Source organism: Streptomyces sp. L-9-10 (genome assembly GCF_004151105.1).
In the GTDB taxonomy this organism is placed as follows: Bacteria; Actinomycetota; Actinomycetes; order Streptomycetales; family Streptomycetaceae; genus Streptomyces.
Genome location: NZ_PHRF01000146.1, coordinates 42,451 through 55,870 on the forward strand (window position 1 = coordinate 42,451; position 13,420 = coordinate 55,870).

Consider the following 13,420-nt stretch of genomic DNA (forward strand, 5'->3'; position numbering starts at 1 on the left):
CCCTCGCTCAGATGCACTCGCCCAGATCCACTCGTCCAGATCCACTCACTCAGACCCAGTCGTTCAGAAGCCGACCTCGTCGGCCCGGAGGCCCCGCCCGATGACGCACACCCCGAACGACCAGCCCGGCCGGGGCGCCGGCGTAACCGTGGCCCCGGTGCTCGCCTCCGCGGGCATCGCCGTCGCGGTGATGCAGACCCTGCTCGTCCCGGTCATCAAAGATCTCCCGCAGCTGCTGAACACCGCGCCCAGCAACGCGAGTTGGGTCGTGACCTCGACTCTGCTCTCGGGCGCGGTCGCCACCCCGATCATGGGCCGCCTGGGCGATCTCCACGGCAAGCGGAGGATGCTGATCCTCAGTCTCACCGTCATGGTCGTCGGCACGCTGATCAGCGCGCTCAGCAACACCCTGCTACCGATGCTCGTCGGCCGTACCCTCCAGGGGCTCGCACTCGGCGCACTGCCGCTCGGCATCGGCCTGATGCGGGACACACTGCCGAGCGAACGGCTGGGCTCGGCCATCGGGTTGATGGGTTCCTCGATGGGCGTCGGCGGCGGCCTCGCGCTGCCCGCGGCGGCCCTGGTCGCCCAGCACATGGACTGGCACGTCCTGTTCTACGGCGCCGCAGGGCTCGGCACAACGGCCATCGTCCTCACGCTGCTCTTCGTACCGGAGACGACGGTACGCGCGAAGGGCTCCTTCGATCTACCGGGCGCGGTGGGGTTGTCCGCCGGGCTGATTATGTTGCTGCTGCCGATCACCAAGGGCAGCGACTGGGGCTGGACGTCCGCCGTGACACTCGGCCTCTTCGCCGGCGCGGTCGTGACCCTGGTGCTGTGGGGCCTGCTGGAACTGCGCCGGCCGGCGCCGCTGGTGGACCTGCGGACCACGGCCCGGCCCGCGGTGCTGTTCACCAACCTCGCCTCCATCATGATCGGCGTCTGCTTCTTCACCATTTCCCTGGTGCTGCCCCAGCTCCTCCAGCTGCCCACCAGCACCGGCTACGGCCTCGGCCAGTCGATGGTCACCGCGGGCCTGCTGGTCGCCCCGCTCGGCCTGACGATGCTCCTGACCGCACCCGTCTACGCCCGTCTGTCGGCGAAGTACGGCCCCAGGACAACCCTGATCCTCGGCCTGCTGGTCATCGGGATCGGCTACGGCGCCGGCCAGGGCCTGATGAGCGCGGCCTGGCAGTCCCTGGCCATCGCGCTACTGGTGGGCGCGGGCCTCGGCCTCGCCTACGCCGCACAGCCGACGCTGATCATGAGCGCGGTCCCGGCCGAGGAGACCGGCGCGGCCAACGGCATCAACACCCTGATGCGGTCCATCGGTACGTCCGTGTCGAGCGCTGTCGTCGGCATGGTGCTGGCCAACACCTCGCAGACCATCGGCGGAGTCTCCGTCCCGACCATGCGGGGCTTCCGCTTCTCCTTCCTGATAGCCACGGTCGCGGTCGCCATCGGCGTGGTCCTCGCCCTGTTCCTGCCCAGGGCCGGCCGCGCCTCGACAGCGCGCGCGGGCAACGAGGAGGAGACGGACCTGGACCGGCACGGAGAGTCCGCCCGCTCCGTGCCGGTCCCCTCCGTGCCGGTCCCCTCCGTGCTCGTGCCCGTCGGCGAACACCCATCAGACCGACCCGGACGGGGCCACTGAGCGCCCCTCAACGACAGTGCACACCGAACACCGAAAGGTAGTCATGAACCCCAAGCTCCCTGCTGACCTCAACGAGCGCGTCGTCATCGTCACCGGCGCCGGCACCGGTATCGGCCGCGCCACCGCACGCGCCTTCGCCAACCCGGGGGCCAATGTGCTGGCAGTCGGCCGCCGCATCGACGCGCTGGAGGAAACCGCCACCGGGCACCCGTCGATCGCCGTCCACTCGGCCGACCTGAGCGCCCCGGAAACCGCGGAGGGCGTGATCGCCACCGCCGTCGAGCGCTGGGGGCAACTGGACGTCCTGGTCAACAACGCCGGGGTCTTCCGCATGATGCCGCTGGCCGACACCGATCCCGCGGCCGTCACCGCCCTGTTCGACCTGCACGTCCTCGCCCCCACCCTGCTGGCGCACGCCGCCCTGCCGCACCTGCGCCGGAGCAAGGGCACGATCGTCAACATCTCCAGCACCTACGGCCACAAGGCTGCCCCGAACGCCGCCCACTACGCGGCCTCCAAGGCCGCCATCGAACACCTCACCCGTAGCTGGGCTGTTGAACTCGCGGCCGAGGGCATCCGCGTCAACGCCGTCGCCCCCGGCCCGACCGAGAGCGAGGCCCTGGCCGCCGCGGGACTTCCCGACGCGGCCATCGAACAGGCCAAGAAGGCGGAAGCCGCCCTCATTCCGCTCGGCCGTCGCGGCGAACCGGAGGAGGTCGCCGAGTGGGTCGTGCGCCTCTCCGATCCGGCGACCACCTGGCTCACCGGGCAGATCCTGACCGTCGACGGTGGCCTGGAACTGGTCTGATACCTCCTCGATCCCGGAGCGGTGCGCCGTGGCCGTCGAAATGGCCGCGGCGCCCTCTTGCGGGCACGGGCAAGCCGTCTGCCTGCCCACGCCCGGCCGACCCCGCGCGGTCGCCCTGCCCGGCGCGGGTGTCCGCCGCGCAGCGGTATGTCAGACGTCCCCGGGACGCGGATCTTCTCCAGCACGGGCTACTCGTGGCCGAACTGAGGTCCGGGGTCGGGGTCGCCGTGGTCGGCGCCGTGCACCCGCCGCCGTGCAGCCGCCGCCGCATCGGCCCATCCATGACGTGCAGCATCCCGGCCATCACCGACAGCCCGCCGCGGAACGGGCGCCTTGGCTCGCGTGGACCGCAGTCGTCCTTCGGCTACGCCCCCTTGAGGAGCTACGCCGCGTCCTGCATCTGCTGGTCGTTCGGTTGTGCGGCGTTCTCGTTTAAGTTTTTCATCAGTTGATGAAAGGCCGGCGCCGGAACGGTCCAGCAGCCCCGTGGTCACCGCCAGTCGGCCGCGCTGATCACGGAGGCGGCGACGTCAGGGACGGAGCCTGTGGTGGTATCGATGGTGAAGTCGTCGACTGCGACCCGGCTGAGAATTGCGTCCAGTTCAGCGGACCGGTCCAGGTGCCATCGCAGTGTTTCGGGCTCGCCGTCGTGGCGGTGGGCCAGACGCTCGTGAATGACCGGCAGTTCAGCCCGCAGTCGGCAAACCGTGAGATCAACGCCTACAGCATCGGACAGTTGCTTCCGCTCATCGTGTTGCTCGATCACGCCGGCCAGTACGAGGCGCGTCGCTCCTGCATCGAGGTAGTTGCCGGCGATGCTCCGCAGGTTCCGCAACAGCGTATTGAAGTTGAACCGATCGCCGGGAGGAGTGGGCCACGACTGCCTCAGCCGGTCAAGGTCGAGCACGGCATGAGGGGTTCCGGCCTCGGCGAGAAGGTCGCCGACTGCGTCGGCAACGGTGGTTTTGCCCACACCGACGGTGCCGTTGATCAGGAGGGCCTGAGCGCCCCGGGGGCTGTCTGCGTGCATCTCGGCATCGTACGTCGAGGTGCATGGCACCCGGATGCGCATTCTTGTCGGTGGCTACCGACAAGGAGCGGCAGCCCCGGACGACATGAGCTCTTAGGACACCTGAGCGAGACCGACCGCGGCTCCGCCGCCCGATCCCATCTCTGAGGGGGCCGGCAAGTCCGGTGGCGAAGCGCGCACGTTCGTAGAGTCTGAGACGCGCACGGATACGAACGGCCGGCGTTATGCGGCGCTGGTCAGGCCCGGTTGTGGTGGCTGGGCTGTCCATTGGCGTTGGTCGCGGATAAACCGCTGGCCAGGCATGGTGCCCAGCCAGTAGCCTGACCAGGCGCATCGGCGTGTAGCTCAGTCAGAAGAGCACCGGGCTCTGGACCCGGAGGGCGCGGGGGCGGAGCCCGCCACGCTGGCTATGGACAGGAACGACTCCGGCCGCAACGACGGCCACGACGCAACCACGCCCGGTCGGGGACCTGCGGAGGTTCACCGCGCCTACCCGATGGGTCAGTTGGCCAAGGCCTTCACCACGGCGGTGACCCACCACGACCGGCGGGTGCGCGCCCGCGCCGAGGACCGTGTGGACCGCTGGCGCAGGGTCCTGGCCGGCATGGCCGACGGCACGCTGGCTGTTGGATCGCGCACTCCCGTGGCCGGACTGCCTGCTTGGGCCACCCCGCAGGTGGTCCGCGGCGGCTTCGCCACCGGCACACCGGCCGCGAGCGGGCCGCTGCTTCCGCACGAAGCCCACGCCGCACACCGCGCCGGTCTGCCGGCCGAGCGCCGCGCCCTGTTCGCGCACGCCCTGACCACGACGGGTCTCGCCGAGCTGACGGACCTGCTGGCATCAGGCGCCTACGCCGTCGAACTGCCCGAAGAGGCAGCCCTGCTGACCGTTGCCTGGCTCGCCGACCACGGCGAGACCGCGACCGCACTGGAACTCCTCGACGTCCTGGAACCGTTCGCCGAGCGCCTGCGATTCCTGCCGCGCCGAATTCCGGCCCCGCCACCCGGGTCCGACAGCGGCATCGTCTTCCGCTGGACAGTCGGAGAAGTGCGCCGGCGGCTGCAGCAACGGCGCCCCCACGCCGATGTCGAGGCCATGAACGAGGCCCTGGCCGTCTGGAACCCCTTCGCCGACGAACTGCTCGACCACTGGCTGAAGACCGTACGGGACGGCCGCATCCTGGCCAGGACCCCCAAGCCGGCGTGGAGGGAGCAGGCTGCCGCGCTGCTGGAGCGCTACAGCACACTCGCCGCCGAGCACACCTTCTGCGGAAAGCACCGCCGCCCGAAGGAGAACGCGTTCATCCTCCGGACCGCGCTGGAAGAACTGGTCCGCGGACGCGACCTGGACGCACGGCGCCGCGGAATGGTGCAGCACGCTGTCGACGCGATGGTGCGGCGCCGCGGGGCACCCGGCACGCCCGAGCACACCGCACTGCGCGCCCGCCAGGCCGCGGACGCCGCGCGCCCGACGCACCACGCCATGGCCCAACTGGTCACCGGGCGCCTCGCGGACCTGCCGCCGGACACCGGCACACCACAGGCCCGCGCCTTCACGGTTCCGGTCGCCCCCGCCGAGCACACGGCCACAGGGATACCCATCGGCGCCGACGTGCCCGAGCCCATCGCCCGCCTGGTACACCGAGCGCTGGCCGCCGACGTCCCCACCCTCATCGGGGCCGGTATCGTCCCGTCCGCTGAGGTGCTGGCCGCCCTCGTACCCCAGCTCGTCGCGACAGCGAGCGCCGCGGCCTACCCCGACCCCCAACTGCGCCGCTTGATGGCCACCACCTACGGGGCATTCCGCAACCGGCGCTCGCTGCTCCTGGTCGACCTCCAGCACCAGGTCCGCTTCGAGGAACTGCCCTGGGTGCGAGCCGTCGAACAGCACCGCCAGACCACCGACCCCGTGCGCACCATGGCAGCACACACCCTCGCCGGCCTCGGCGAACTCGCCCTACAGGGCTGGCCCGGCACCGTCCTGCCCAACCCGCTGGTGAGCGAGTTCGCCACGCTCAGCCGAACCGCGGGGCTCACACTGCCGTGGACGGAGGAGCTCGCGGCCGACATCTTCATGGGCACCTTCACGCCCAAGTTCTCCCGCGCCGCCCGGGCAGCGGCCGAACTCCTCGACGGCACCCTGTACGCGGCCTACTACGGCATCGGCTACGCGACCGTCGCCGGCATCGACGAGCCCACCTCGCAGGGCAGGGGACGCCGCGGCGCTCCGCAGTTCGCGGCGCTGTGCCACGAACGCGCCGGCGTCGACGGGACGACGTGGCTGTCAGTCGCCCAGGGGGGCGCGGTGATCGAGCAGGCCCAGATCCTCACCACGCACAACCTCGCCCTGCTCGCTGGACCGGTCGGTGTGACTCCGCCGGCCGGCTGGGCAGCGCTGGCCCGCAGCGCGTTCGCCACCACCTGCCGCCTGGCCGCGCGGATCCACGGCAACCCGCGGTCACTGACGACCATCAAAGACATGGCCTACGCCTGGCGCCAGGCCCTGTTCTACCTGTCGATGCTCATCCCGGACGAACAGACCGCGGCCCTGGCGCAGTTCGACGACGACGCGGCGCGGTATCCCGACCACGCTCGTGCGCGTCTCGCGCCCGTCCTGGCCGGCGTGCGCCTGGTCCACGAGGGTGGCGACCTCGACTCCAACGGCGCCCCGACGCACGGCGGCGCACGCCGGCTCGTCGGCTGGGCACCCGACGGCCACCACTGGCTCCAGGCCTAGGGTCTTTCGTTTGGATCAGGCCGGATCAGGGAGCGGGGGCTGGTGCCGTGGATCGCAAGGCGGAGGAGCGAGCCATGGCGGAGCCCTGGTGACCGACGACAACGCGGCGAGGCGCGGTGCCAGGGCACGCGAGCCCGGCATGATCCAAACGAGAGGCCCTAGGAGCTCTTGGCGGACCGGGAACGGTGTGCGGCTGCAGTCCCGGACCGGTCGCGACGTCACTGCGCTATGGGTGAACCTGGCCGTTGGCGGCCACGTGTCTGCCGCCCGGCGGGGCCTGGACGGCCGCCCACCGCACCCCCGCGGGCCGGCACCACGCCCTCACCGCGGCCCGCCAGGCCGTCGCGACCGGTCTCGACGACGTCGACGACACGGCGGAGCTGCTGCACCGGGATTCGCTGTACCGGAAGTTGCTGTACCGGGACTGGCTCCGGATCGAGCACGCAGCCGGGAACCGGCAGGGGCTGCACACGGCCATCACCCGTGTGCAATCGATCAACCGGTCGTTGGACTGCTCACTCGAGACAGAGACCGAGGCCCTTATCGAAGAACTCCTCAACCGCTCGGGGCCGGGCGCCGCATTGGCACCCACAACATCCTCACCGGCCCGTAAGTACGCGCGTGCCGACCGGCATGATCCAATTGGGTGCATGACACTCCTCTTCCCAAGGCCCTTCCGCAGGACGACGGGGCGGCGACGGCCGACCGTCGCCGCCCGATACGACACGGGCATGCGCGCTCTGGCCGTGGTGCTGGTGCTCACCGCGGGGCTGACCGGCCAGGCGTCCTCCGCGCACGCGGACGGAGCCAGGGATCGGCAGTGGTACCTGGACCGGATGAACGTCGACCAGATCTGGAAGAAGACGACGGGCGAAGGAATCAAGATCGCCGTCATCGACTCCGGAGTGAACCCCTCGACGCCCTCGCTCAAGGGCCAGGTGCTGCCCGGCGGAGACGCGTCCGACCCCGAAGAACGCCCCGACAGCGGCGACCGCAACGGCCGGGGAACGACGACGGCCGAGCTGATCGCCGGGACCGGCGCGGGCGGCGGCATCCAGGGTCTCGCCCCCGGAGCCAAGATCATCCCGATCCGCGTGCCGCTGCTCAAGCACGACGAACTGCCGAGCATCGACGACCACGTCGACCGGGCCATCAGGATGGCACTGGAGCGCGACGCGAAGATCATCAGCATCTCGGTCGGCAGCGAATACGTCATCGGTGCCGGCATGACCGGGCAGCGATACGCCCTGCGGGACGCCCTCGCCAAGGAGGTGCTGGTGTTCGCAGGCACCGGCGACAACGCCAAGGAGGGCAACAAGCCGCAGGCTCCGGCGCGTTTCTCGGAAGTCGTCGGGGTGGCCTCCATCGACGAGAACTCGCGGGTCGCCGACTTCTCCCAGCACGGCGAAGACGTGACCCTCGCGGCACCGGGAGTGAACATCCCCCGCTGGTGCGACGCGACCTTCCGGCGCTACTGTCCCGACGGCGGCGGTGCCCACACCGCCACCGCCCTCGCGTCGGCCTCCGCGGCCCTCATCTGGGCCCTGCACCCCGACTGGACGGCGGCGCAGGTCCTGCGCGTCATGCTCGACACGGCCGGCCGCAGCGACGACTGGAAGTCCGGAACGGTCAGCAACTACCTGGGCTACGGGGTGATACGCCCCGGCGCGCACATCAACCGGGGCCTCGGCGATCCGGGCCCCGCGGACCGCAATGAGATGCCGGAGTACGTGAAACCGGTCGGCTACGGACCCACCTCGCCGTCCCCGAAGCCTCCCAAGAACCCGAAGCCGTCACCGACACACACCGCGTCCGCGGCCGCGGACGATTCGCTACCGGACGTGCCGGTGCTCGTTGGAGCCGGGGCGGCCACCGTCCTGGTTGTCACGGCCGTGGCCGTGTGGGTCGCGAGGCGTAGACGCCACGCAGGCTGAACGGGCGACAGGTGGCTCCCGAAGAAGACACGACCTGACCATGTTCACCGGCCGCGGTACCGACTCGGCGGACAGCTCGGTTTCTCGGCGGTCACGAGATTGAAGGCCTTTGCTGAGCTGGTGGGTAGGCAGCAGGGCGAGTGATCAAACTCATCGGCGCGCTGTGGGTGCGGTCGCCTGAGCCGGTCGGTTCCGGATGTGGCCGTTTCCTGTTCACCGTTCTCATCCTCGCGGCAGGCTGAGGGCTGGGGGGAGCGTTGACGGCGCAGCGTGGGGTGATAGGCACGATCCCGGCCAACTTCCCCCCGCAACAACACGCATCTGGTTCTGGAGCGGGTAGAGGGCGGCGTGGAGGGCAGGGCGCACTCGTCTTCGTCCTTCCACGTGAGAGCGCTCAGATCGGGGGTCGATAACGAGGTCGCGGGTCAGATCGAAAGTGTGTCGAACTCGGTCTCGGTTTGACGGGAGGGCCTCGAAGTTGACGTACCAGTTCCTCAGTCCGGCCGCCGTGTAGAAGGCGTTGACACTGAATCACGCCCCGGGCGGCTTTCACAGCAGCAGCTCAGTGTCCTGCCACCGGCCGGGCACGCGCTCCCACTCCCCCGCCATCGCGTCGAACGCCTCGGTGCGCACCGCGCGGTCGCCCTCAACGAGCGGGATCGGCGTCATGGAGGAACAGCCCGCCTGCGGCGGCTGGAAATCGAGACGCCGGCGAGGGGCCGGCGATCAGCCCAGTCGGCGGCGGGCGGGCGGCTGGCCCGACCGGTTGCATGGCCAGCGGCTCCACTGGAGTGAACAGATCGGCTGTTCACTCCACTATTGGGATTGATCGCCATTCCACAGGTGCGTCTTAGCTGGTTTCGCCACAGAGGGTCCTTACCGTGGCCTGCGCTACGCAGGGCCCGTCTCCGACGCCCGTCCTGCCCTTGTACCGACCACGAAAGGAGTGAGCGTGAACGCTCGCTTCGGTGTGAAGCGAAAAGTGGCGCTTGGGGTCACAGCGCTGGCCGCGATCGCCGTCTCGGCTGTTTCGGGATCGGCATCCGCCGTCACCAGCGAAAACCAGGGAAGCTCGGACCATTGGGGAGCCATCACCCGCAACACGATCGGCTCTCCCGTCGCCGCCCTGAGGAACGGCCCGTTCGGCTCGTTCGGCGTAAAGGGTCCCTCCGCGAGGCCGCCCTACGGACGGGGCAGTCTCGGAATCGAGGTAGCGGACAAGTCCACCTCCCTCACCCCGCCCAGTGAACAGGTCGAGTTCGGCAACGAGGTCGACTTCTACGGTGACCGGGTACTGGCACTGAAGCAGGTCGGCTTCCACGTCTTCCAGACCGGCGAGAACGTCTCCTACGGTGGCCCGGGGAACATGCCGAACATCAGGTTCGAGATCAATCCGAACCTCACCGCGGCCCCCGCCACCACCTACTCCTCGATGGTGTGGAACTCAGCTCCCTCCCCGGTGACGGACAGGTGGAGTCCCTACCTGAACGCCACCACGACCGGCACGTGGTACCTCACGGGCAATGCGGGGACCGTGACCGGCTGCACGCTGACCGCCCAGTGCACCTTCCCGCAGCTGAAGACCGCGCTCAACGACGGTGGCGCACAGCCGACCATCTACACCGCCGGGGTGGGCAAGGGCCGCGACTACATGTGGATCGGCGCTGTCGACGGCCTGCGGATCAACCGGACCGTCTACGACTTCGAGGCCGACGGAGTCAGAACTCGCCGCGCCGGCTGAGCGAGGCACACGGCGGGGGTGGCGTCGTAGGCGGCCGGCGCCCGGCGGCCGTGGTGGTGGATGCGCTCGGTGTCCACCGCCATTTCCAGCGCGGTGACGGCGAGGGTGCCCGGCGAGCCCTTGGCCGGGCGCAAGCGTTCGTCATCCAGATGCTGCAAGGACTGCATGACCTCGGCGCGTCGCCATCGGCGACGCGCCGAGGGGAGCACGGGCGAGCGTCACTTCGACCGGCATGTTCGGGTATTGGGAGAGCATTTCAGTCAGCGCGGCCTGCGCGGCGGGCTCGATGGACAGGCCCCAGCGGGTCTTGACGGCGCCCCAGTCCGCCGACCTGGACGAGAGCGGTGCGCTCGTCCCGCTCGACAACCGGCTGGCCGCGCATGGGCTGACCGCCGTACGGTTCAGCTTCCGCGGACACGGAACCAGCGGTGCCCCCGGGGCGTGACGATCGCCGGGGAGGTGCTCGATCAGCAGGCGGTCTCCGCCTACGCCGCGAAGGAGTTCCCCGGGCCGACGGCAGTGGTGGCGGCGAGCTTCGGCGCCGTGGCAACCGAGCTGTCCATGCCCTGGCTCGGGAAACGGCTGGCGGCGCTGGTGTTGTGGAACCCGGTGCTCGATGTGCGGCGGACTTTACTGAAGCCCGAACTGCCGTGGGATGTGGCGAACTTCGGCCCCACGGCGATGGCGCGACTGGCGGAGGACGGCTTCCTGGTCCTCAACAGTGTCTTCCTCCTTGGCCGCGTGCTGTTCGCCGAGATGCCCCGATACCGGCCGATCGAGGCCTACGCCGCTCGCAGTCCAGCGGCGTTGGTGCTGCACGGCGACCGTGACAGTCATGTCTCCTTCGACATCGCCCGGCGGGCCGCCGAGACCATCCGCCACTGGGAACTACTCCACCCGCTCTCCGGTGCCACTCACGGTTTCCACGGTCCAGAGCTCAAGGCTGCGGCGGTCGTGGTCCACCACGCGCTGACTGGGGCGGGCGGTGAACGGCCGAGGAAGGGGCGTTGAAGTCGGCTTCCGTCACTGAGACTGATGGGCACGCGGTGGCCCGCTTCCCACCCGCACGGCTCCATTGCTCATCCCGTCTGAGCAGTCGGCGTCGGCGTCTCGAAGGAGCCGGGTGACGGGTTCTCGTCTCGTTTCGTCGCGGATAGGTTTGCGAACACACTTGCCCGTCAGTGGACTTGGCGCTCGCGCGGGCCGACGTCCTGGCTTGCCTTGTGCGCGACCCGGCGGGTGCTGAGCATAGGCATAAGAGAGCTTCATGAAACGACTATTCAGCACCGCACGCCATATCGCCGTACCGCGGACGCGAGTTCGTCTCGTCGGCGCGACCCTGATGGCGCTGCTGCTCGTCGGCATCGGACTGGGGGTCACCCCGCTGCTCCAGGGCGCCCGGGCGGCCGGCCCCGCCACGGTCCCGGAGCAGGAAAGCATCGAGGCCCAGATCGCCCGTGCCACCGCCTCAGGGAAGAAGCAGGTAGACATCGAGCCCGGTGAGTACCGCCGCGGTTCCGTTCTCGACCTCAGCGGGCTCGACGGGTTCACGATCAACGCCAAGGGCGTGACGATCGTTCAGACCCGGCTCGTCCAGGCCGTGAAGACGGGCGCATCGGACAACCTCACCGTCACAGGTCTCACGATCAACTATGACCCCCTGCCGTTCACCCAAGGGCGCGTCATAGGCCTCGGCAAGACGTCCGACGGCAAACCATGGATGGATGTACGGATCGACGCCGGGTACCCCCGCCCGGACAAAATTCCCAGTCGCGTGTCGGTCTACGACCCCGCTCTCCGGCTCTGGCGGAGCCAGGCGTACAACATTCCCGTCACCTGGCAGGACCGGACCGCCGGCGTGGTCCGGTCCATGGGCGGCGCATGGGCGGCCGGCACCGGCGACATCGTCGCGTTCGCGGGCCAGGCCGAATCAGGTCCCGACATCGCCATCGGGGTGGGCGGGGCGAACAACACGTTCAAGGACGTGACACTCCACACCGCTCCGGGATTCGGCTTCCAGAACAGGGCCGGTGAGGGCAATACGCACCTGGACAACTTCCGGGTCGTTCCAGGGCCGCCGCCTCCAGGAGGAACCGAGAAGCCCATCCTGACCACGACGTGGGACGCCATGGGATTCGGGTGGGTCAAGAAGGGGCCCACGGTCGAGAACTCCACGGTCGTCGGTGCCGGGGACGATTCGATGAGCGTCCAGGGCTTCGGCACCGCCAAGGTCCTCAAGGCCGACGGAGACACCCTCTGGGCCGCCTTCGCCGACGGATTCCGCAACGCCCTTGCGGGTGACCGCCTGCAGCAGTGGACCGACGGGCCCACCGCCTCCATCCGGTCCATCGCTCCGGAGAAGGACCCCGCCATCACGGCCCTGGCCGGGGCGAAGGCCGACTTCACCTACAAGCTGACACTCGACCGCCCCTCGCCGTGGGACGCGGGCACCGACATCACCAACCTCGACCGCATCGGCAGCGGCTTCGTCTTCCGCAACAACCGCATCGACAGCTCCGGCCGCGGGTTCCTGGTCAAGGCGCGTGACGGAGTCATCGAGAACAACTGGATGCGCGGCGTCAACTCGATCTCGGTGACACCCGAGAACAGCTCGGACGCCAACGCCAACAGCGGCGGAAACCTCGTCATCAGGGGGAACACCTTTACCGGCACACTGGTGTCGGCCCCCGGAGGCTGGGACTCCTGCCAGGTCGGCGCCGTCTCCTTCGACCCCGGAAGCGCCAGCAGGCCCCTCTACCCCGACATCACCATCGAGGACAATGTCTTCCAGGACATCAGGGGCACCGGGCTCAATCTCGGCTCGGCGAAGAACGTGACCGTACGGAACAACTTCTTCCAGCGGTCCCACCAGACCACGTACCCGGCGACGAAGAACCGGTGCGGTATTCCGATGTCGTCCGTCGTGTACGTGAGCAACTCCACCGGCGTGACGTTCGAGGGCAACACGATCGACCGCATCGGCCCCTACTCGGTACAGCAGGTGACAGTCGACGACAGGAAACCCTCCGGTATCAGCGGTCTGCCCGGCGGAGTGAAGGTCCTCAATCCGTACCTGCCCGTCAAGGCCGCGAGCACCTACACGATCTCGAACCGTGACAGCGGCCTGCTGCTGGCCCCGGCAGGCGGTTCGACGGACGCCGGAGCCGGTGTGGAGCAGCAGTCCGCCGCGGGCGGCGGCGCGCAGCGGTGGCGCCTTTCGCCCACCGGAAACAACACCGTACGGATCCAGAACGCCTTGTCGGGGCTTTTCCTGACCGGTGGATCCGGCTCGGCCGTGACGCAGCAGCCACGCTCCGACGACCAGGGCCAGCGGTGGCGGCTGCTCGACACCGGGAACCGCACGGCGAAGATCTCGAACGTCGCGACCGGCAGCGTGCTGGGCGCCACGGACCCCGGCCCGGGTTCTCCCGCCGGGCAGTGGCCGGTGTCCGGGGCACTGGACCAGGCCTGGAAGTTCACGAACGTGTCGCCGTAGGCCCACGCTGCCCCCGGCGA

General features: G+C 69.5%; 10 protein-coding genes and 1 tRNA gene. 9 read left to right on the forward strand and 2 right to left on the reverse strand.

Annotated elements, in window-relative coordinates; translation table 11 throughout:
- Nucleotides 1–100: 100 nt before the first annotated feature.
- Both CU044_RS30615 and CU044_RS30620 read left to right on the forward strand, forming a co-directional pair.
- On the forward strand, nt 101–1,654 hold the full coding sequence (locus CU044_RS30615) for an MFS transporter (RefSeq protein WP_129771994.1): 1,554 nt from the start codon (nt 101–103) through the stop codon (nt 1,652–1,654).
- A gap of 43 nt (nt 1,655–1,697) precedes the next feature.
- The gene (locus tag CU044_RS30620; protein WP_129771995.1) at nt 1,698–2,462 is read left to right on the forward strand and encodes an SDR family oxidoreductase; all 765 of its coding nucleotides are present in this window, start codon (nt 1,698–1,700) and stop codon (nt 2,460–2,462) included.
- A gap of 490 nt (nt 2,463–2,952) precedes the next feature.
- On the opposite strand, the gene CU044_RS30625 is transcribed toward CU044_RS30620, so the two are convergent.
- Nucleotides 2,953–3,492 carry an AAA family ATPase gene (locus CU044_RS30625; protein WP_129771996.1) on the reverse strand — a complete coding sequence of 180 codons (540 nt, stop codon included), beginning with the start codon at nt 3,490–3,492 and terminating at the stop codon, nt 2,953–2,955.
- A 334-nt stretch (nt 3,493–3,826) separates the two neighbouring features.
- On the opposite strand from CU044_RS30625, the gene CU044_RS30630 reads away from it, so the two are divergent.
- From CU044_RS30630 to CU044_RS30650, 4 genes are all read left to right on the forward strand, one after another.
- A tRNA-Gln gene (locus CU044_RS30630) sits at nt 3,827–3,899 on the forward strand.
- A gap of 2 nt (nt 3,900–3,901) precedes the next feature.
- A complete protein-coding gene (locus tag CU044_RS30635; RefSeq protein ID WP_240045953.1) occupies nt 3,902–6,229 on the forward strand; it encodes a hypothetical protein in 2,328 nt (775 codons plus the stop codon).
- A gap of 245 nt (nt 6,230–6,474) precedes the next feature.
- A complete protein-coding gene (locus tag CU044_RS30645) occupies nt 6,475–8,163 on the forward strand; it encodes a S8 family serine peptidase (protein ID WP_240045954.1) in 1,689 nt (562 codons plus the stop codon).
- Between the two features lie 952 nt (nt 8,164–9,115).
- A complete protein-coding gene (locus CU044_RS30650; RefSeq protein ID WP_240045955.1) occupies nt 9,116–9,904 on the forward strand; it encodes a hypothetical protein in 789 nt (262 codons plus the stop codon).
- Here CU044_RS30650 and CU044_RS30655 read toward each other — a convergent pair.
- Nucleotides 9,859–10,062 carry a hypothetical protein gene (locus tag CU044_RS30655; protein ID WP_129771997.1) on the reverse strand — a complete coding sequence of 68 codons (204 nt, stop codon included), beginning with the start codon at nt 10,060–10,062 and terminating at the stop codon, nt 9,859–9,861. The genes CU044_RS30650 and CU044_RS30655 overlap by 46 nt on opposite strands.
- 128 nt (nt 10,063–10,190) lie before the next feature.
- Between CU044_RS30655 and CU044_RS38860 the strand changes: the two genes are divergently transcribed.
- The 3 genes from CU044_RS38860 (at nt 10,191) to CU044_RS30670 (ending at nt 13,400) form a co-directional block, all read left to right on the forward strand.
- A complete protein-coding gene (locus tag CU044_RS38860; protein WP_165372012.1) occupies nt 10,191–10,349 on the forward strand; it encodes a hypothetical protein in 159 nt (52 codons plus the stop codon).
- Nucleotides 10,346–10,915 (forward strand): hypothetical protein, encoded by a 570-nt coding sequence (locus CU044_RS30665; protein WP_129771999.1) that lies wholly within the window; start codon nt 10,346–10,348, stop codon nt 10,913–10,915. Before CU044_RS38860 ends, CU044_RS30665 begins: the two co-directional genes overlap by 4 nt.
- A 256-nt stretch (nt 10,916–11,171) precedes the next feature.
- The gene (locus CU044_RS30670) at nt 11,172–13,400 is read left to right on the forward strand and encodes an RICIN domain-containing protein (protein ID WP_129772000.1); all 2,229 of its coding nucleotides are present in this window, start codon (nt 11,172–11,174) and stop codon (nt 13,398–13,400) included.
- Nucleotides 13,401–13,420: the final 20 nt, after the last annotated feature.

What these genes read in the sequence shown, in the direction of transcription:
- CU044_RS30615 (WP_129771994.1), top strand. Translation starts at nt 101, where the DNA reads ATGACGCACACCCCGAACGACCAGCCCGGCCGGGGCGCCGGCGTAACC.
- CU044_RS30620 (WP_129771995.1), top strand. Translation starts at nt 1,698, where the DNA reads ATGAACCCCAAGCTCCCTGCTGACCTCAACGAGCGCGTCGTCATCGTC.
- CU044_RS30625 (WP_129771996.1), bottom strand. Translation starts at nt 3,492, where the DNA reads ATGCACGCAGACAGCCCCCGGGGCGCTCAGGCCCTCCTGATCAACGGC.
- CU044_RS30635 (WP_240045953.1), top strand. Translation starts at nt 3,902, where the DNA reads ATGGACAGGAACGACTCCGGCCGCAACGACGGCCACGACGCAACCACG.
- CU044_RS38860 (WP_165372012.1), top strand. Translation starts at nt 10,191, where the DNA reads ATGGACAGGCCCCAGCGGGTCTTGACGGCGCCCCAGTCCGCCGACCTG.
- CU044_RS30670 (WP_129772000.1), top strand. Translation starts at nt 11,172, where the DNA reads ATGAAACGACTATTCAGCACCGCACGCCATATCGCCGTACCGCGGACG.